At 45.2% G+C, this 19,404-nt stretch carries 16 protein-coding genes, 7 tRNA genes and 1 rRNA gene (1 of these 24 only partly in view); 2 read left to right on the top strand and 22 right to left on the bottom strand.

The window, feature by feature from the left end; genetic code table 11:
• Positions 1 to 69 precede the first annotated feature (69 nt).
• From A4V09_RS19985 to A4V09_RS20005, 5 genes are all read right to left on the bottom strand, one after another.
• On the bottom strand, positions 70 to 957 hold the full coding sequence (locus tag A4V09_RS19985; RefSeq protein WP_065543871.1) for an ROK family protein: 888 nt from the start codon (positions 955 to 957) through the stop codon (positions 70 to 72).
• 173 nt (positions 958 to 1,130) lie between these two features.
• On the bottom strand, positions 1,131 to 1,583 hold the full coding sequence (locus A4V09_RS19990) for a NanQ anomerase/TabA/YiaL family protein (protein ID WP_065543872.1): 453 nt from the start codon (positions 1,581 to 1,583) through the stop codon (positions 1,131 to 1,133).
• Positions 1,584 to 1,615: 32 nt separating this feature from the next.
• Positions 1,616 to 3,139, bottom strand: coding sequence for a sodium:solute symporter family protein (locus A4V09_RS19995; protein WP_065543873.1), 1,524 nt, complete (start codon positions 3,137 to 3,139; stop codon positions 1,616 to 1,618).
• Positions 3,140 to 3,233: 94 nt separating this feature from the next.
• The gene (locus A4V09_RS20000; protein ID WP_065543874.1) at positions 3,234 to 4,163 is read right to left on the bottom strand and encodes a dihydrodipicolinate synthase family protein; all 930 of its coding nucleotides are present in this window, start codon (positions 4,161 to 4,163) and stop codon (positions 3,234 to 3,236) included.
• 31 nt (positions 4,164 to 4,194) lie between these two features.
• The gene (locus A4V09_RS20005) at positions 4,195 to 4,893 is read right to left on the bottom strand and encodes an N-acetylmannosamine-6-phosphate 2-epimerase (RefSeq protein ID WP_065543875.1); all 699 of its coding nucleotides are present in this window, start codon (positions 4,891 to 4,893) and stop codon (positions 4,195 to 4,197) included.
• A 362-nt stretch (positions 4,894 to 5,255) separates the two neighbouring features.
• Here A4V09_RS20005 and nagA point away from each other — a divergent pair, with 362 nt between their 5' ends.
• Positions 5,256 to 6,359: an N-acetylglucosamine-6-phosphate deacetylase gene (gene nagA / locus A4V09_RS20010; RefSeq protein ID WP_065543876.1), complete on the top strand. Its 1,104-nt coding sequence runs from the start codon at positions 5,256 to 5,258 to the stop codon at positions 6,357 to 6,359.
• A gap of 123 nt (positions 6,360 to 6,482) precedes the next feature.
• On the opposite strand, the gene A4V09_RS20015 is transcribed toward nagA, so the two are convergent.
• From A4V09_RS20015 to A4V09_RS20045, 7 genes are all read right to left on the bottom strand, one after another.
• A complete protein-coding gene (locus tag A4V09_RS20015; RefSeq protein ID WP_065543877.1) occupies positions 6,483 to 6,719 on the bottom strand; it encodes a GIY-YIG nuclease family protein in 237 nt (78 codons plus the stop codon).
• 285 nt (positions 6,720 to 7,004) lie between these two features.
• Complete coding sequence (locus A4V09_RS25805; RefSeq protein WP_065544885.1) at positions 7,005 to 9,110, bottom strand: C40 family peptidase; 2,106 nt, start codon at positions 9,108 to 9,110, stop codon at positions 7,005 to 7,007.
• A 335-nt stretch (positions 9,111 to 9,445) separates the two neighbouring features.
• Positions 9,446 to 10,255 carry a M23 family metallopeptidase gene (locus A4V09_RS20025; RefSeq protein ID WP_065543878.1) on the bottom strand — a complete coding sequence of 270 codons (810 nt, stop codon included), beginning with the start codon at positions 10,253 to 10,255 and terminating at the stop codon, positions 9,446 to 9,448.
• 232 nt (positions 10,256 to 10,487) lie between these two features.
• Positions 10,488 to 11,357 (bottom strand): SpoIID/LytB domain-containing protein, encoded by an 870-nt coding sequence (locus A4V09_RS20030; protein WP_065543879.1) that lies wholly within the window; start codon positions 11,355 to 11,357, stop codon positions 10,488 to 10,490.
• 116 nt (positions 11,358 to 11,473) lie between these two features.
• On the bottom strand, positions 11,474 to 12,037 hold the full coding sequence (gene mnmM, locus A4V09_RS20035) for a tRNA 5-(aminomethyl)-2-thiouridylate-methyltransferase MnmM (protein WP_065543880.1): 564 nt from the start codon (positions 12,035 to 12,037) through the stop codon (positions 11,474 to 11,476).
• 3 nt (positions 12,038 to 12,040) lie between these two features.
• Positions 12,041 to 13,330 carry an O-acetylhomoserine aminocarboxypropyltransferase/cysteine synthase family protein gene (locus tag A4V09_RS20040; RefSeq protein ID WP_065543881.1) on the bottom strand — a complete coding sequence of 430 codons (1,290 nt, stop codon included), beginning with the start codon at positions 13,328 to 13,330 and terminating at the stop codon, positions 12,041 to 12,043.
• Between the two features lie 140 nt (positions 13,331 to 13,470).
• Positions 13,471 to 14,832 (bottom strand): MATE family efflux transporter, encoded by a 1,362-nt coding sequence (locus A4V09_RS20045; protein WP_065543882.1) that lies wholly within the window; start codon positions 14,830 to 14,832, stop codon positions 13,471 to 13,473.
• 327 nt (positions 14,833 to 15,159) lie between these two features.
• Between A4V09_RS20045 and A4V09_RS20050 the strand changes: the two genes are divergently transcribed.
• Positions 15,160 to 15,933, top strand: a complete 774-nt coding sequence (locus tag A4V09_RS20050; protein ID WP_065543883.1) for a DUF6062 family protein — start codon at positions 15,160 to 15,162, stop codon at positions 15,931 to 15,933.
• Positions 15,934 to 15,977: 44 nt separating this feature from the next.
• On the opposite strand, the gene A4V09_RS24670 is transcribed toward A4V09_RS20050, so the two are convergent.
• The 10 genes from A4V09_RS24670 to A4V09_RS20095 form a co-directional block, all read right to left on the bottom strand.
• Positions 15,978 to 16,139 (bottom strand): hypothetical protein, encoded by a 162-nt coding sequence (locus tag A4V09_RS24670; protein WP_157123535.1) that lies wholly within the window; start codon positions 16,137 to 16,139, stop codon positions 15,978 to 15,980.
• Positions 16,127 to 16,297, bottom strand: a complete 171-nt coding sequence (locus tag A4V09_RS25010) for a hypothetical protein (protein WP_198168558.1) — start codon at positions 16,295 to 16,297, stop codon at positions 16,127 to 16,129. The genes A4V09_RS24670 and A4V09_RS25010 overlap by 13 nt, the downstream gene beginning before the upstream one ends.
• A gap of 410 nt (positions 16,298 to 16,707) precedes the next feature.
• Positions 16,708 to 16,780, bottom strand: a tRNA-Lys gene (locus A4V09_RS20060).
• A gap of 33 nt (positions 16,781 to 16,813) precedes the next feature.
• Positions 16,814 to 16,886, bottom strand: a tRNA-Phe gene (locus A4V09_RS20065).
• Between the two features lie 12 nt (positions 16,887 to 16,898).
• A tRNA-Met gene (locus A4V09_RS20070) sits at positions 16,899 to 16,972 on the bottom strand.
• A gap of 33 nt (positions 16,973 to 17,005) precedes the next feature.
• Positions 17,006 to 17,078 (bottom strand) — tRNA-Thr (locus A4V09_RS20075).
• Positions 17,079 to 17,112: 34 nt separating this feature from the next.
• Positions 17,113 to 17,194, bottom strand: a tRNA-Tyr gene (locus tag A4V09_RS20080).
• A gap of 5 nt (positions 17,195 to 17,199) precedes the next feature.
• Positions 17,200 to 17,272 (bottom strand) — tRNA-Val (locus A4V09_RS20085).
• A gap of 35 nt (positions 17,273 to 17,307) precedes the next feature.
• A tRNA-Asp gene (locus A4V09_RS20090) sits at positions 17,308 to 17,381 on the bottom strand.
• Between the two features lie 82 nt (positions 17,382 to 17,463).
• Positions 17,464 to 19,404 (bottom strand): 23S ribosomal RNA (locus tag A4V09_RS20095) (it continues 943 nt past the right edge of the window).

Below are 19,404 nucleotides of genomic sequence, written 5' to 3' on the forward strand. Positions count from 1 at the left end.
TCGAGCACCTCCATTCTATCTGTCCCTGCGGCAGGCAGCTCACTTTGGACCGGACAGCTAAAATATCAGTTAAGAATGCCTTCCCCTAAAATGGTAAAATGCTCCCAGCATTCCTGCCTGATTTTTATTTTCCGCAAAGGCCAGCCTGGTATGAGAAGCCACTGAGGGTATCAGATACTTATCCAGGCTCTTTCTGATCCGTTCATACAGATATTCCTTCTGGGCCATGATTCCGCCTCCCAGAACTACCACTTCCGGGTTGATCACATAACAGATATTGGCGATTCCCATTCCAAGCACATCCACTATCTCATCAATGGCACGGATACAGTCCATATCCCCCTGCTTTGCATGTTCAAACACATACTTTCCGTCAATACTTTCAGGACTTATATTTTTGTATTGAGCTGTCTTCTTCACCAGGATACTGCTTGCCCCCATATCCTGAAACTCGCCGCCCGGAAGATGCATATATCCGATTTCACACCCGCTTCCGGAAAATCCATGGAACACCTGGTTGTCAATCACAATAGCACCGCCGATCCCTGTCCCGATGGTAAGACACAGGCTGATCCTGCTCCCTTTGGAAGCGCCCGCAAAGTTTTCCGCAAGCCCTGCACAGTTCACATCATTTTCCACCTCACAGGGCAAATGAAATTTGTCCTCCAGAGTTTTTTTGATCTCTGTTCCCGTATATTCCGGAATCAGTGGGGCGGAATATGTGATCCTGCCCGCTTCGCAGTCCACCATGCCCGCTGTTGAGATACAGATACCCGCCGGCCTGTGATCCTTCAGGTAATCTTCAATGATCTTCACTGTTTTTTTCATGATTCCCGGTCCGCCATGCTGCATAGCCTCTGTGGGCATCTCACCTCCAGCAACAAATACCGCATCTTCCTGTATTATACCATATTTTATCAAAGTACCGCCAATATCTATACAAATATATTGCTTCATACGAATGCTCCTTATATTACTGTTCACTACCTTTACAGTTATCTTTTTCTTCCCCGCATTTTTCGCGGCATAAAAACGTGACAAAAGGGAACTGTAATGTCACATCCCCGCGGCCGTTACAGTTCCCTATATTGTACCATGAGTCTGCCCCCACAGTCTTAAAGAATCCTGGATTATTTAATTTTTATCTTAAATATGGCTTTCTTAATCACAGCCGGACCATCAACAGCAACTGCTGTCCTGTGGGCATCCTTTGGGTAGCAGAGAAGAAAATCGCCTTCCGTCAGAACCACATGGCTGTTCGGCTCACCGTCAAGAGGAAGAAAATCATCCTTCTCCACAAATTCTTTTTGTTCCATGTTATCAATGAAATTCACATCAATCTGTTCCGGGCCTCTCAGCATAAAATGCAGATCCAGGTATTGTCTGTGTGCTTCCCAGAAACGGTTCTTGGGTGTTGTAGTCTCATACTCTACAATATTCACAAACAAATTGTCACCGTCAATCTGGTGGCTGCCCTTCTCATATCCCAGTAAGTCATGTTCCTTTGCGTACCGGAAACATTTCAACACTTCCTCTTCCAGCCAGGGATAATCCTTCAAATCTCTGATATTACCAAATACCATTTTGCTGCCTCCTTTACAGAACAAAATTAGGATCAGTTTTTGTAAATTGTTGTATGCGCAGCCGGTACGGAGTTATCGCCCTTAACTTTTCTGGAAATAATACTTGCAGGCAGACCCACAACCAGAGAAACTACAATAGAGATAATGGAGTAGGACCAGATAGAGATTGTCACATCCGGTGCCACAACCGGTACCACATATTTAATAGCCACCATAACAGCCGATGCTGCGATAAATGCGCATACAGCCCCGAACGTATTGGCCACCTTGGTAAATGCGCCCAGGATGAACGTACCAACCAGAATACCAAGTACCAGACCCATAAATCCGTTAAACCATTCGTAAGCAGATTTCACACCGCCGTTAGCCAGGACCATAGCAACCACAATGGAGAAAATACCTACCAGAAGAGATACATACTGTCCAATCTTTGTCTGTTTCTCAAAGCTCAGCTCTTTTTTGGAAAGACGAGCCTGGATATCCAGAGTCCAGCTTGATGCCACAGAGTTCAGGCCGGTAGAAAGTGTGGACTGTGCTGCCGCATAGATCGCTGCCAGAAGCAGTCCGGTAATACCAACAGGAAGTTCAAATGCAATCCAGGATGCAAAAATCTGGTCCTGCTGTGCTGCCGGAGGAAGCTGATTCCCCTGTACCTGATAGAATACATATAACCCGGTACTGATCAGGTAAAATACAGTGGCGATAAAAATAGACAGACCGCCGTTTGTAAGCATCATCTTATTCAGTTTCTTTGTATCTGTTGTTGTTGTGAAACGCTGTACAATATCCTGGCTGGACACATAGGACCCCATAGTATTGAAACCGGCGCCTACGATCATCAGGAATACACTGTCTTTTAAAATATTGGCATTGAAAATAGGCTGGTCAACTGCCAGGAACTTATGTCCTGCTGACATCTCATGGAAGATAGCCCCAATACCGCCGTCAAGATGAGCGATCAGAAACACCAAGCCAAAGGTTACACCAACCAGAAGTACGGAACCCTGGATAAAGTCTGTCCAAAGTACGGATTTCAGGCCGCCTGTGTAAGAGTAAATGATCGCGATAATGCCCATAATGACAATCAGGATATTCACGTTGATCCCCATAAGGCTGGATAATACCATACATGGCAGATACATGATAATGGACATACGTCCAACCTGATAAACAATGAACATAACAGCACCCAGGACACGCAGGCCCTTGCTGTTAAAACGCAGCTCCAGATAATGATAAGCAGTATCAATATCCAGCTTGCTGTAAATAGGCAGGAAGAATTTGATCGTAAGCGGAATAGCCAGCAGCATACCTAACTGGGCAAACCACATGATCCATGTTCCCGCATAGGAGTTTCCTGCCAGAGACAGGAAGGAAATGGGACTCAGCAGTGTTGCAAAAATAGATACGGATGTAACCCACCACGGTACCGTTCCGTCACTCTTAAAGTATTCTTTTCCCTTCATTTCCTTTTTAGCAAAATGAAGACCGGCAAATAAAACGGCTGCCAGGTAAACGATCAAAATTGCCAAATCAATATAAGTAAAGCCTTGCATCTGTTACCTCCCTCTAATCCTGTAACAGTCCGGATACCCGAACGGTTACCTAATCTTTTTCTGTATCCCTTTATAACAATTTAATCTTTTGCTTTTATGCCAGATATCTTTCTTTCGCAGCTTTTACCATCTCAGCAGCCTCATGTGCAATCACCACATCTGCTTCCTGAAGGTTCTCCAGCGGTTCACGGACACCGCCGATATTCACGTTGTCATTTGTGCGCAGGATCTCTTTTGCCACAGCATACATATTTGCGCGGCTGGAGCACATTTTGTAGATAATTTCATTGATGGCGTACTGTAATTCACAGGCTTTTCCTTTTTCCCCTGCTTCAACCAGCTCATTTAATTTCAGGAACAGCTCCGGCATAACCCCATATGTTCCGCCGATACCGCCGTCAGCACCGATGGCGCGTCCGGCTACAAACTGCTCGTCCGGACCGTTGAATACAACGAAGTCATCTTTTGCTGCCAGACCTGCTGATTTGAACATCTGGATATCCTGAGTGGGCATAGAAGAGTTCTTTACAGCAATCACTCTGGGGTTTTTCATCATCTCTGCAAACAGACTCATTGTCAGAGCAGTACCTGCAAGCTGCGGAATGTTATAGATCACGAAATCCGTGTTGGGAGCAGCATTGCTGATGGCATTCCAGTAAGCTGAGATAGAGTATTCCGGCAGACGGAAGTAAATCGGAGGAATGGACGCGATCGCATCTACACCCACACTCTCCGAGTGTTTTGCCAGCTCCACACTGTCTTTTGTGTTATTACATGCCACATGGTTAATAACAGTCAGTTTTCCCTTCGCCGCTGCCATTACGTTCTCAATGATGAGCTTTCTCTCTTCTACGCTCTGGTAAATACATTCACCTGAAGAACCATTGACATACACACCTTTTACGCCTTTGTCAATAAAATGCTGTGTGAGGGCCTGTACACGCTCTCCGCTCACATTGCCTTCCTCATCATAACATGCATAAAACGCCGGGATAATTCCTCTGTACTTATCTAATTTACTCATTGCTGTGACTCCTTTCATCTTCCTCTTAAATTTACTTTTCCAGGGTTGCCATCACATCTGTGAAGGATTTTGTGATCAATTGGGGACGTGTGATAATAGACCCTACTACCACGCTGTAACATCCCAGTTCGATCACACGTTTTGCCTTTTGGGGTGTGTTGATGTTGCCTTCCGCGATCACGTGATGTTTCACTTTGCTTAAAATTGTGCGAATGATCTCAAAATCATTCTCTTCAATCCTGTCGCCCTTGCTGTGCTCTGTGTAGCCAACCAGTGTCGTTCCAATGAAGTCAAATCCAAGCTCGTCTGCGTGAAGCGCTTCCTCCACGGTGGAGCAGTCTGCCATCAAAAGCTGTTCGGGGTATTTCTTTCTGATCTCCACATAAAATTCATCCAAAGTAACATTTCCGGGTCTCAACTCTTTTGTGGCATCAATGGCAATGATTTCAGGTTTTACCTCCATCAGTTCATCTACTTCCTTCATGGTGGGGGTGATATAGACCTTGCTGTCATCATAGTCCCGTTTCACAATTCCAATTACGGGAAGATCCACATTTTTCTGAATTTCTGCTATATCCTCCTTTGTATTGGCACGAATGCCCATGGCCCCGCCTTCCTTTGCCGCTCTGGCCATTCTTCCCATAATAAATGAAGAATGCAGGGGTTCATGAGGGAGCGCCTGGCAGGATACGATCAAATGTCCCTTTAGCTTCTCTAAACGCTGATTCATAACTCTCTCCTTTCCGCATCTCGGCTTCTAATTGCTGCCTTCGCTTTGATTTCAGTATAGCATTTATGAAAATTTTTTCAATATTTTTTCCGATTCAGAAATTCCTTTCACACCAAATATCAACTTGCACAAATTTTAGCCGTGTTAAACCTTTGTTTTTTATCGATATTGACGTTTTGTGAAAGTTCTTTCAATTTATACATCATACATTGAATTAACTTGTAAAGGGAATTATAATAGAAGCATGAACCATACCATGTAAATGTAGTGACATCACATATTTTCCCAAAGAAGTGCAAAAAAATACAAGGACAGGGAACAAATCATGTGATAGAGTGAAATCAGAAAAGGAGTGAAATCAGATGATAATAAAAAATGGATTTATATTTCAGGAAGACGGCACTTTTAAAAAGAAAGACCTGTATGTAGAGAACGGAAAAATTGTATCTTCTATAGAAGAAGTGACAGACAGGAAAGAGATTGATGCTTCGGGCATGAAAGTCCTTCCCGGCGCTGTGGATGTACACAGCCACGGTGCATTCGGACACGATTTTTCCGACGCGGATGTGGAAGGACTTAAAACTGTCCTCCGTTATGAAAAATCCCATGGCGTGACTTCCTACTGCCCCACCTCCATGACACTGCCGAAAGAGCAGCTCCTGGATATTTTCGCAACTGCTGTAAAGGCAGGAAATGCAGAAGATCAGGCAAGGATTGTTGGAATCAATATGGAAGGGCCTTTCATTGACCCAGATAAAAAAGGTGCCCATGTAGAACGCCATATACGCAGACCGGATATGGGATTCTTCCGTGAATGCAACGAAAAAAGCGGAAATCTCATAAAACTCGTAACACTTGCCCCCAATATGGAAGGCGCCGATGAATTTATAGAGGAACTGAAGGATGAGGTTAAAATATCCATTGGTCATACCATGGCCGGCTATGACGCCGCACTGGCAGCCATGAGAAAGGGCGCCAATCATGTAACCCATCTATTCAACGCCATGCCGGCATACGGCCACCGTGACCCGGGCGTTGTGGGTGCTGCTGCAGATGCAGAAAACTGTATGGTGGAATTGATCTGTGACGGGATCCATATTCACCCAAGTGTTGTAAGAAATACCTTCCGTATGTTCGGAAGTGAAAGAGTTGTGCTTATCAGTGATTCCATGATGGCAACAGGCATGGAAAACGGCACCTACGAGCTGGGCGGCCAGGAAGTTACCATGAACAACAGGAAGGCAACATTGGCAAACGGCACGATCGCAGGCTCCGCAACCAACCTGTTTGACTGCATGAAAACAGCTATGAAATTCGGTATTTCTGAGGCAGACGCCATCTTCGCCGCAACAAGAAATCCAGCCAAGAGCATTGGAGTCTATGACAGAGTCGGATCTTTGACACCCGGAAAAGAAGCGGATATCCTGCTGGTGGATGACGCGTATAATCTGAAGAAAGTATTATAATAAATAAAAGGCGAAAGCGCACTGGACATCCAGCTGCCTTTCGCCGTCTTTTATCCCTGTATTGTTTCCCCACAAAAATCACATTTCTTTACGCTCCCCCTGCTTATGATCTGCCTTCAATCCTTACTTGAATAATTTCAGCTTGTCCTTCCTGGAAAGCCGTTTTATCTCCCACTCTCTTTGCATGGCCTCCCTTTTAGTCCCAAAGGACTCATAATAGGCCAGCTCAACAGGAAGTCTGGACTTTGTGTATTTTGCCCCTTTTCCGGCGTTGTGGCACTTTATACGCCGTTCCAGGTCATTGGTCCACCCGGTATAAAGGCTGCCGTCACCGCATTTAAGGATGTAAGTATAATTCATGATAAATCCCTAACCTGCCTTCTATGTAATGGCACCGCACCCGCCAGTGGCAAATACGGCGCCTCTATTCCAAAGCTGCCGATGAAAAAAAGTATATTTCCCATTTGCGGAAATTCGGATATTTCCGCAGAGGAACAGTGAAGCGCTGTTCTGATATAAAACCTGTAGAAATCTGATCGGCTGCGGATTTTCTGTTCCGCATAGTTTATTATACTCTAAAGTCTCATAAATGTGAATACAGGGACCACCAAATGGCAGTCCCTGTAAAAAGATATTCTGAAATGATCATTTTAAAAGATATACATTGGTGTAATATACCCCCAGATTGTTCCCGCGATTATGGTCATTGACAAAAACATCTATGCGATTGCCTTTGATCGCACCACCACAGTCAGATGCGGTAAAGATATGTCCGTTAATAATAACTCTTGTTCCATATGGAATAACTGTTGGGTCTACTGCGATGGTATCGCCTTCCACAAGAGGTGCTCCGGTGGAGGTAACCCCTGCCCACTGGTCATTACAGCATGCACCGCCGCAGTAATGTGTAATCTTATATGTGCCCAGACATTCGCCATACTGATCCTGGGAAGCGTTAACTTCTCCGATATCACTTCCATAGAATCCATATGTGTCATCCAGAACTCTGGTTGCCCACACTGCGTTTGCAGTATTGACATTTCCTACAATAATTCCTGCACGGCTGTTTGCCGCCTCTACAGTTTTTCCTTCTCCGGCATACATCACAACATGATAAATCTCACTTCCGTTGGAATAGAAGATCAAGTCGCCCGGCTGTGCTTCATCAACCGGTATCTGTGTACCGTAATAAGCCTGATCCTCGGCAACTCTGGGAAGGTCATAACCGTACTGTGAATAAATACTCTGAACAAAACCAGAACAATCCGCACCGTCTGTCAGGCTTGTGCCGCCCCACACATAGGGATTGCCTACAAACTGGGATGCAAACTCCAGAATAGACTGTCTCAGTGCTCCACCCGGAACTCCACCCTTTATAGAGGTGATCGTATAGTAACATGCACTGTTATCTTCCGGTTTTATAAGCTCTGCAGCGGTATCCAGATTCTCTTCCCCGCGCTCTTCTATGATCTTGTTTGCTTCATCATCCAGGTAAAGAGAACTCTTTTTAATAAATCCTCTTACATCTCCGGACTCTACATATATCCAATCCTTATCTTTATCTGCAAGTACAAAACAAATGTTATCCAGATTCAAATTACCGATGACACGGCTCTTATCACTCTGAGATTCATGAATGGTTCCAAGTAAAGATTTGCACACTGCATAATCTTTTGAGACTACAGTAGACCTTACAGTAGTCTTTGTATAAAGGAATGCTTTATTTTCCAGAGGTGAAATTAATTCTTTTGCCTGTTTAAATTCTTCAACCACGATTTTCTTCTTGGCTGTTTTGTTTTTTTCTTCAGCTTCCTGTTTTTCTTTTGCTTTTGCGTCTGCTATCTTCTGCGCCTCATCACCTGTTAAAAGTTTTGACTTCAGCACAAATCCTCTGACAGTTCCTGACTCTATGTATACCCATGTTCCATCATCCGTATCCATGGTCTGTTCTTCCTCTTCATTGCCCAGACGAAGCTTCAATCCATCATTGCTCAGAAGATAACATACACCATCTTTATCCAGTGTTCCAATGACCCTTGCCTGCTCTGATTTTTCTTCATAGACGTTCAGATTCTCCAGGGCAAATGCATAGACCTTGCGAATGGTACGAAAACGGAAATTTTCCTTAATATCCGGCATTTCAAAAGCCTGCTGGCTATCAATCAAATTGCCGCTTGTCTCTGCATCCTGTGCCGGCTCCTCTGCTGGTGCCTCAGGCTCTGCGGGTGTTTCTTCTGCAGGCTTTTCAGGCTCCGCCGGTGTTTCCGGTTTTTCGGGATCCGGATTTTCCGGGTCTGGTTTCCCTGGATCTGGATTTTCCGGGTCCGGGTTCTCCGGGTCTGGATCTGGATTTTCCGGGTCCGGATTCTCTGGGTCCGGATCTGGATTTTCCGGATCTGGGTTCTCCGGGTCTGGATTTGGATTTTCCGGGTCCGGGTTCTCCGGGCCCGGATTTGGATTTTCCGGTTTTTCCGGGTCCGGGTTCTCTGGGTCCGGATTGGGGTTTTCCGGGTCTGGATTCTCCGGGTCTGGTTCTTCAGTATTTGGATTGTCTGAGTTCTCGGGATTCTCCGAACCTGTCGGTTTTTGGTTTTTATCCTGATCTTTTATACTTGCAGAATCCGTATCCTCAGGCTTTTCAATTTTATTTGTTCCAACCTTTGTCATATCGCCGGCAAAAACAGCGGACGGTGTAACCATTGTCAGCACCACTGTTACAGCCACGACTCTGCTCAATTTTTTTAAATGCATAGAACTCCTTCCATTCCGGCTTTTTCCTACTGCAAAAAAAGCATAAATTTCTTTATACTTTATATTTTCACACCATTCTTTTCCAATGTCAACAAGAAAATAAAAATTCACTAAAAATTCAAACAAACTAAATAAAAATTTACATTGTATACAAATTTTTCTATCTTACTTTAAAATATACCATTTTGGGGGTTTCAAAAACTACCCTTTTCTGCGCCTCACACCCCCAATAAAACTTTTTTAACTGTTCACTACCCTTACAGTTACAGATTTTTCTATGTAAATATAAAAAACCACTTCAAAACAGTGATTCTGTCTTGAAGTGGTTTTCCTGATTACGGCAGGTACTGGATAGGATCCAGCGGGCTTCCGTCTTTCTTCAGTTCAAAATAAAGGTTTGCACCCTCTTTTGTATAATATTTTGTAGGCTCATTCACATAACCAAGTGTTGCCCCTGCCTGTACATACTGCTCCGGCTGGAATGCCACATCTTTTAACTGACCGTAAACTGCCTGATATCCATTACCCAGGTCAACAGTAACTGTTGTTCCTGTCTCAACGTTTTCTTCCACAGCCACTACCTGACCGTTTGCAACAGAGGCAACCGGTGTATCAACCTCTGAGGAAATAGCAATTGCCGGGCTGTATTTATATTCATTCAGAGTGGGGAAATATACAGTGTGTTCCATATCATAATCAATGACTACCTGTCCACTTACAGGCCACTCCATAAGAGAGCTTTCTGTAAAGTTCACATCCGGTGCAGCTGCAACTGCTGCCTGGTTGTCCACCTCTGCGGATGCATCCTGTGTATCAGCCTCCGGCTGTGTATTCTCTGCTGCAGAGGCGTCTGCAGATTCAGTCTGCTCTGCTGCAGGCTCCTGGACTGCTTCTGACTGTGTATCTGCCTCTTCCGGCACTTCTCTGGTACCTTCAACCTGAGTGGTGTTGGCATCCTGGGATTCCTCCTCAGGTTTTTCTTCTGTTGTCATTGCCTCGTCAGAAGTATTCTCCTCATTCTTGACAAGTTCCTTTTCATTCGGTGTGCTCTTACTCCCGGACTGATATACAGCCGCACATGTTACAACTATGGCCAGCACTAAAAAACTGCTGAGAGCCACGCGGATTTTGTTTCTTTTACTCATATTCTTCACCTCAACCTATAGTGGGCATCCGCCCCTTTTGTTGTTACTGTTTACAGCCTTAAAAGCGCAGTTATCTGACCAGTAACACGCTTTGCTATGCATCGCGCTGCATCCCATTGGAAAGATTCTTCCCGGGAAAGTGGATGTAAATAGTAACCATTTGTTTTCTCTTATAGGATTGCCAGAATATGTGAACTTATACATAATTTTAAAATTCCGCGCAGCAACTCTTTTACTTTTGTATTTCCTTCAATTTTAGATCAGGGAAAAAATAATTTAAGATTTCCTCATACTTTTTCTTTTGTCCCGCCATTTTTTCCGCTGTATATTGGCTCAACCCTACCCCGTGACCAATACCTTTACAGAGAAACCTCACCTCATTCTCCAATGTCTGGACCGTAAAACAGGAGGAGGGCAGATGCAGGATCTCTCTTATCTTCTCCCCCTGAAATTCCTGGTTTCCCACATTGATCTCCATAACATAACCCGCACGGTCAGTATTTTTGATCTCAATTTCCCCCATATCATCAATGGAAAAACCGGGATACGTGTTCTGGATCTGCTTTTTCAAATCATCCAGGGAAAAATAGCATCCCTGTATGTAGGAAGGGCTGTTGATATCTTCCGGAGTTTCCACGGAAGGGGCATAGGAAAAAGCATCTCCAAGTACCTCCTGGGCATCCCTGGTCTTTCCCTGGCTCAGTTCATGATAAGGAAGTTCCACCACATCCCCGTCTTTCATAAGTACCTGCCCCCTGGTATCAGCCGCCGCATCCTGGAACTTCTGGAACTGCTCCAGGAACAGATCATCCATTTTTCTTTTTTTCAGTGCCTGGGAAGCATTCTGAATGGTATTCGCCGCGGTTCCTTTCTTCCACTCCAGATAGAGATTATTTCTGGCGATAATGGTTTGTGCTTTTATGGCTTCACGGGGCGCATCCCAGGATATCTGAGATGCTGTGACAGCCGGAAGATAATCTTCCATATCTGATTCCCTGGAAACAGGGCACGCTTTTCTCCCGCATATAATAACAGTCAAAAGATATGGCAGTAAAAACAATATGAGTATTCCGGAAATCCCCGGACCTTTTCCTGCTTTCATACAAAACCCGGCCGATTTCTTTCTTTTATTATATGAATCGGCATTCTCGTCCCATACCTATTACATGCAATCAGGGAATACACTGCCTTTCGCAATGTATTCCCTGAGAAAAAATTTTATTTTTTTAAAACCAATACCGGTATGGGTGGATTATTTTCTCTGTTATAGTATGTACTCAAAATGACTACATATTTCCTGCTGTCCAAATTTTTCAGCATTTCCAGAATGCTGTCCCTCTCCTCAAAACCGGTATCTCCTCCGCTGTAGATGCAAAGACTCATAGCACCGCCCTTTTTTAACAGCTCCAGGCCCTCTAAAATGGCCCTCAGACTGTTTTCGGGCTTTGTGGCTAGAGAATGGTCACCACCGGGTAAATATCCAAAATTAAAGAATATACCGTCAACTGTCTCTTTCCGCTCATACAGTCCCATATTGGTATGGCTCTCCAGCAGTAGTTCTGCCCGCTGCCTCAAACCATTCCGCTCCAGCAGCTTCTCTGTGGCATCAATTGCCTGCTGCTGGATATCAAAGGCTTTTACACGGCCAGTCTCACCTGCCATCCTGCACAGAAAAAGCGTATCATTTCCATTCCCCATGGTGGCATCTATATACACACCTCCGCGCTTTGCATGTATTCTAAAACTTTCATGGCACCACTCTGTGATCTGATAAGATTTCATTTCTTACTTTGTGCTGGCTTCCAACGCCTGTGCCAGGTCTTCAATAATATCCTCTACATTCTCAATACCCACGGAAAAACGGATCATTCCAGGTGAAACCCCTGCTGCCACAAGCTGTTCATCATTTAACTGCCTGTGTGTATGGCTTGCGGGATGAAGGACACTTGTTCTTGCATCCGCCACATGCGTTACAATTGCTGCCAGCTTCAGGCTGTCCATAAATTTCACTGCTGCTTCCCTTCCGTCCTTCAATTCAAAAGAGATAACACCGCAGGTACCCTTTGGCATATATTTCTTAGCCAGTTCATAATATTTATCTCCGGGAAGCCCCGCATAATTTACATGGCTTACCAGGGAATGTTCATTGAGGAATTCAGCCACCTTCCGGGCATTATAGCAATGACGCTCCACACGCAGCGCCAGGGACTCCAGGCTGGCATTTAACATGAAACAGTTGGTGGGGGATGGAATGGAACCCAGATCACGCATAAGCTGCGCATTAATTTTCATAATATATGCTGCTTTTCCGAACTGTTTTGTGTACACCACCCCATGATAGGATTCATCAGGCCTTGTGAGGCCGTGAAACTTATCACCGTAAGCATCCCAGTCAAAATTACCGCTGTCAACAATAGCGCCGCCTACCTGCATTGCATGTCCGTCCATATATTTTGTTGTGGAATGGATTATAATATCCGCACCCCACTCAAATGGACGGCAGTTTACAGGTGTTGCAAATGTATTATCAACAATCAACGGAACCCCATGGGCATGTGACAGACCTGCAAACTTTTCGATATCCAGAACAACAAGAGACGGATTAGCAATGGTCTCAGCAAAAACAGCCTTGGTGTTTGGCTGAAAAGCTTTCTCCAACTCTTCTGCCGGCGCATCCGCATCCACAAAGGTACACTCAATGCCCATCTTCTTTGCTGTGACGCCCAGCAGGTTCAATGTACCGCCATAGATGGCAGACGCACAGATCACATGGTCCCCCGCCTCACAAATATTAAATACAGCATAAAAGATAGCAGCCTGTCCTGATGAGGTAAGCACTCCCGCTACACCGCCTTCCAGGTCTGCAATCTTAGCTGCCACCAAATCATTGGTTGGGTTCTGGCATCTTGTATAAAAATACCCTTCGTCTTTCAGGTCAAAAAGACGTCCCATCTCCTCAGTGGTATCATATTTAAACGTTGTACTCTGGTAAATAGGCAGAATTCTGGGCTCTCCTTTTTTTGGTTTCCATCCTGACTGCACACATTTGGTTTCAATGCGAAATTCTTTATCCATTGTTCTTTCCCCTTTTCATAATATACCAAAACTGTAACGGTTCCGTACCTCCACAGTTACAGGCAAAACTTTACTGTTGTTCATTTTACCACGATTCTTCTATTCTGTCATCTTCGTAAATATTGTTTCTTGCTTATCCTTTAAAATTCTTTCCGTCCGCTTTTATAATATTTCACAAAGATGATCAGGAACCATACCGGCAGCACCAAGCCCTTCAATACACAGGAAAGGCTCAGCGTCCACCATACACCATTGAGTCCAAGAACCGTAGAGGACAGCAGCATAGCCCCCGGTATCCTCAGTGTATTAAAAACAATTCCAGTCACAGAAGGGGGGACCGTCTTTCCAAATCCCTGAAAAGCTCCGGCGGTGGTGATCTCCATACACATGAAGAACTCCGATATTCCTATTATTCTCAGATAATCAACCCCCATTGGCAGTACATCTTTCTCCGTAATAAAAATCCGGAAGAAAAATTCAGGAAACGCAATGAGAATAAAGCTGGTAAAAATGCCCCAGAGAGCCATGATCCCCATGGCTGTCTTATACCCTTTTTTTATTCTATCCCTTTTTCCCGCTCCGTAATTCTGGGCTACAAACGCATTTACAGCTGTGGAAAACCCTCCGGCAGCCATCCAGGAAATAGATTCAATCTGGCTTCCAACCTTCTGTACAGCTACCGCGGCATCCCCCCACCCTGCGATCAAACGGGCAATTACCATGGAAATTCCGGAAAACAGCGCATCCTGTACAGCCGGTGGAAATCCAATACGCACTATATCCCGCACATGCTGCTTCTCTGCCCTCTGGGTCAAATGGATGTGCTGAAAAATAACCGGCTCACTCCAAACAGTGGCAATATAGAGGGCAAACACAATAATCTGAGCAAATACTGTGGCAAGCGCTGCTCCAGTCACTCCCATTCTGGGAATAGGTCCAAATCCAAATATCAAGACCGGGTCAAGCACCAGATTAATGATCAGCCCAATGGTAGTTGCCCGGAAGGCAGCCATGGTATTTCCCATAGCTGTCAATATTCCTGTAAATACCTGATTCAAAAAAGAAAACACAATAGCTCCACAGGTAATCACCAGATATATTTCTGCATCATTTATAACTTCCGGACTGTTCAGCTTAAAAAAACCAATCAGCGGGCCGGCAAACAAAACACAGATAATTCCATATATAATTCCCAGCAGCGTCCCCATCCGCAGGGAGGCTCTGACATAGTCAATGGCAGCATCCTTATCCATAGCTCCAAGCGACTGCCCTACGGTCACTTGTCCCCCGATCCTGGGAATGGTGGTAATGCCGTTTGCCAGCCACATGTACATACCAGCGGCTCCTACTGCTGCTACCGCGTTGCTGCTGACACGTCCGATCCAAATCATATCCACCATATTGTACGCCATCTGTATTAATGATGTTCCCATAATAGGAAAGGCTAATCTTGCCATAGAACCCGCTATAGGCCCTTCCAGCAAATCTACATTTCTCTTCATTTTTCTTTTAAATCCCCACTTTCAGACTCTAAACTTTATACTATCAGACATAAAAAAACCTGCAACCGGTTCCCAGGCGAAACCCTGAAGGAGTTCCTGCCCACAGTTTCCAGATAACGCAGTTTTTTATACAGTAACCGGAAGTTTTCAACAGAACATGGATCTTTCCCGGAAGTTATCCACACTTTTTTTAGATATCCACATAAATCTTCTGGAAAAACCCATATTACTATTGTATCGCATAGAAATACATTTTGCACTCTTTCTTTCTTATTTTTTTTATGTTACTCTAATAGCAGACAAGCAAAAAAACCGGGGGAAGAAAAAATGAAGGAAAAAATATACACCATACCGCTGATGGATGCATTCCATGCCGGCGACGAATGCCCTTTCTGCTTTATCGAAAGAAATCTGGAACAGCACTCCATGGACTTTGTCCTTGGATCCGGTGCCTCATATATGGAGGACGATGTACGGGCAGAGACAGATCAACTTGGGTTCTGTCATGAACACTATAAGAAAATGTTCGATTATGGTAATCGTCTGGGATGCGGGCTGATCCTGACTACACACTTTAAGAAAAAAAACGAAGAGCTAAAACAGCAGATCAAAATGTTCTCTCCTGGAAAAGCCTCCATGCTGGGACATTTTAAAAAGGCAAAACTGGATGCGGACAATCCTAAAACCAACATTGGTGCCTGGATAAAGGAACAGGAGCAGAACTGTTATATCTGTGACTACTACAAAAATACATATGTGCGTTATCTTGATACCTTTTTTGAGCTATACAGAAAAAATCCGGAATTTGTAGCTTTATTTAAAAATAGTAAAGGCTTTTGCCTCTCCCATTTTGGCGACCTGGTAGAAACCGCGGAATCTCTTCTTACGGACAAGGAGAAAGCTTCCTTCTACGAAATCCTCTTTCCTCTCATGACTGATAACATGCAGAGAGTCACAGATGATCTGGAATGGTTCTGTGATAAATTTGATTACCGGAACAAGGATGCGGACTGGAAGAACTCCAGAGATGCCATTCAACGGGGGATGCAGAAAGCAGGAAGCGGTTATCCGGCAGATCCGCCCTACAAAGCAAATTTATAACACAAAGGGGACAGGCGTAACCGCCTGCCCCTTTGTTCTCACAGTCACCTTATATTGATAACAAATTCATCTCCGGCCTGTTTAAAATCATTACTGAGTCTTCTGCTCTGCTCCGGAAATTTCACAGCGTATGGTGTCAGATGCAATTCTGTGGCCTCATCACTGAGATTTCCTTTATCAATGGTTGAGATCTTCATTCTTCCCATTCCATCACTCCACCGGGAAAATGTAAATTCCACTGGATTTCCACAATCATCCACACCTCAGATCTAACAATACTTCCATAGTTGTCAATCACATATTCAAGAGCCTTCTCGTTCCAGAACTTTAGCTGCTCTATAAAGTTATCTTCATTTATTTTCATAAGCTGTCACCCGATTCTATATTCTTTAACGGCCGTTACAATATATACTTCGTATGGACGTAAGTGATTTCTATCCATATATAAATAAAAAATGAAAAACTTTTTCACATTTCTTTTACTATTTCATCACAGATTCATCACATTTACAATGTATATTAGTATTTGAACAAAGCCAATAAGACTTTTTTCAAAATCTTTTTCTTTTTCATATGCCGGTATTCCCTTATACCGGCTCTCCTTCTTTTTATATTTTTATAAAAGTAGACATGAAAATAAGAGGCCATGATCTATCCCCCCTCAAGATTATGGCTTCTTATTTTCTATGTAAAAATCTCTGATGACCTTCCTGCATAAAAATAATAAAAAAACAGCTCAAACACAGAAATATCTGAATTTGAACTGTCCTACAGTGAAGCATCGGGGATTCGAACCCCGGACAACTTGATTAAAAGTCAAGTGCTCTACCAACTGAGCTAATGCTCCATATTCAATTAGCAAACTAATAGGCAATAAAAATGCCCAGAGCCGGAATCGAACCAGCGACACGAGGATTTTCAGTCCTCTGCTCTACCAACTGAGCTATCTGGGCGTAAAACTTGAGTAGCGGGGACAGGATTTGAACCTGTGACCTTCGGGTTATGAGCCCGACGAGCTTCCAGACTGCTCCACCCCGCGTTATTAATTTAAATCAACAATTTATTGTTGAAAAGCCGATGATCGGACTCGAACCGATAACCTGCTGATTACAAATCAGCTGCTCTGCCAATTGAGCCACATCGGCATATTCACTTTAAAGTCTGACCTTATCAGCTAAATGGACGATGGTGGATTCGAACCACCGAAGCAATTTGCAGCAGATTTACAGTCTGTCCCCTTTGGCCACTCGGGAAATCGTCCAAAAATGGGACCTATAGGGCTCGAACCTATGACCCTCTGCTTGTAAGGCAGATGCTCTCCCAGCTGAGCTAAGATCCCATTATATTTTATTATTTTCTTTTTCAAGAAAATAACGACCCAGAAGAGACTCGAACTCTCGACCTCCGCCGTGACAGGGCGGCGCTCTAACCAACTGAGCCACTGGGCCATCACGAAGGTATATACCTTCAAAACCGCATATACAAAACACAAAAACCTTTTCTCTTACCCGCCGTTCGCACTTTCGTGCTTAGGTCAAGCCCTCGACCGATTAGTAGCAGTCAGCTCCATACATTGCTGCACTTCCACCTCTGCCCTATCCACCTCGTCGTCTTCAAGGGGTCTTACTTCTTTATGAATGGGATATCTCATCTTGAGGGGGGCTTCACGCTTAGATGCCTTCAGCGTTTATCCCTTCCAGGCTTGGCTACTCTGCTATGCACTTGGCAGTGCAACAGATACACCAGCGGCCCGTCCATCCCGGTCCTCTCGTACTAAGGACAGCTCCTCTCAAATATCCTACGCCCACGCCGGATAGGGACCGAACTGTCTCACGACGTTCTGAACCCAGCTCGCGTACCGCTTTAATGGGCGAACAGCCCAACCCTTGGGACCTACTACAGCCCCAGGATGCGATGAGCCGACATCGAGGTGCCAAACCACTCCGTCGATGTGAACTCTTGGGAGTGATAAGCCTGTTATCCCCAGGGTAGCTTTTATCCGTTGAGCGATGGCATTCCCACTTAATACCACCGGATCACTAAGCCCTACTTTCGTACCTGCTCCACCCGTCGGTGTCGCAGTCAAGCTCCCTTCTGCCTTTGCACTCTGCGAATGGTTTCCAACCATTCTGAGGGAACCTTTGGGCGCCTCCGATACTCTTTCGGAGGCGACCGCCCCAGTCAAACTCCCCGCCTGGCATTGTCCCACCGCCGGGTCACGGCGGCTGGTTAGAAGCCCAATACTGCAAGGGTGGTATCCCAACATTGGCTCCGGCACAACTGGCGTCATGCCTTCCCAGCCTCCCACCTATCCTGTACATGCAATACCGGACCCCAGTACCAAACTGGAGTAAAGCTCCATGGGGTCTTTCCGTCCTGGCGCAGGTAACCAGCATCTTCACTGGTACTTCAATTTCACCGGATGCATTGCCGAGACAGCGCTCAAATCATTACGCCTTTCGTGCGGGTCGGAACTTACCCGACAAGGAATTTCGCTACCTTAGGACCGTTATAGTTACGGCCGCCGTTTACTGGGGCTTAAATTCAATGCTTCGTTTCCTGACATCTCCTCTTAACCTTCCAGCACCGGGCAGGCGTCAGCCCATATACCTCACCTTTCGGTTTTGCATAGACCTGTGTTTTTGCTAAACAGTTGCTTGAGCCTATTCTCTGCGGCCAGGTCTCCCTGGCACCCCTTCTCCCGAAGTTACGGGGTCATTTTGCCGAGTTCCTTGGCAATGCTTCTTCCGTCGGCCTTAGGATTCTCTCCTCATCCACCTGTGTCGGTTTACGGTACGGGTACGGTATAAACAATAGCGGCTTTTCTTGACGCATGGCTCACACACTTCCCTACTTTAGTTCGGTCCGCATCACGTCTTCGGATCGCCACACGGATTTTCCTATGTGACTCCTACCTCGCTTGCCCCGGGATTCCATTCCCGGGATGTGCTCTCCACACGTGTCCCCACAGTTCTGTTATATCGCAGTACAGGAATCTCAACCTGTTGTCCATCGGCTACGGCTCTCGCCCTCGCCTTAGGCCCCGACTTACCCAGGGCAGATCAGCTTTACCCTGGAAACCTTAGATATTCGGCCACAAGGATTCCCACCTTGTTCTCGCTACTCATTCCGGCATTCTCTCTTCCATGCAGTCCACAGCTCCTTACGGTACTGCTTCATCCCGCATGCAATGCTCCTCTACCAATCACTATGTGATTCCTCAGCTTCGGTGTCGTGTTTCAGCCCCGGACATTTTCGGCGCAGGACCTCTCGACCAGTGAGCTATTACGCACTCTTTGAATGTGTGGCTGCTTCTGAGCCAACATCCTGGTTGTCTTTGAGATCCCACATCCTTTTCCACTTAACACGTACTTTGGGACCTTAGCTGGAGGTCTGGGCTCTTTCCCTTTTGACTATCCAACTTATCTCGTATAGTCTGACTCCCGGTAATCGGTTCGATGGCATTCGGAG

This window comes from Blautia pseudococcoides, assembly GCF_001689125.2.
In the GTDB taxonomy this organism is placed as follows: Bacteria; Bacillota; Clostridia; order Lachnospirales; family Lachnospiraceae; genus Blautia; species Blautia pseudococcoides.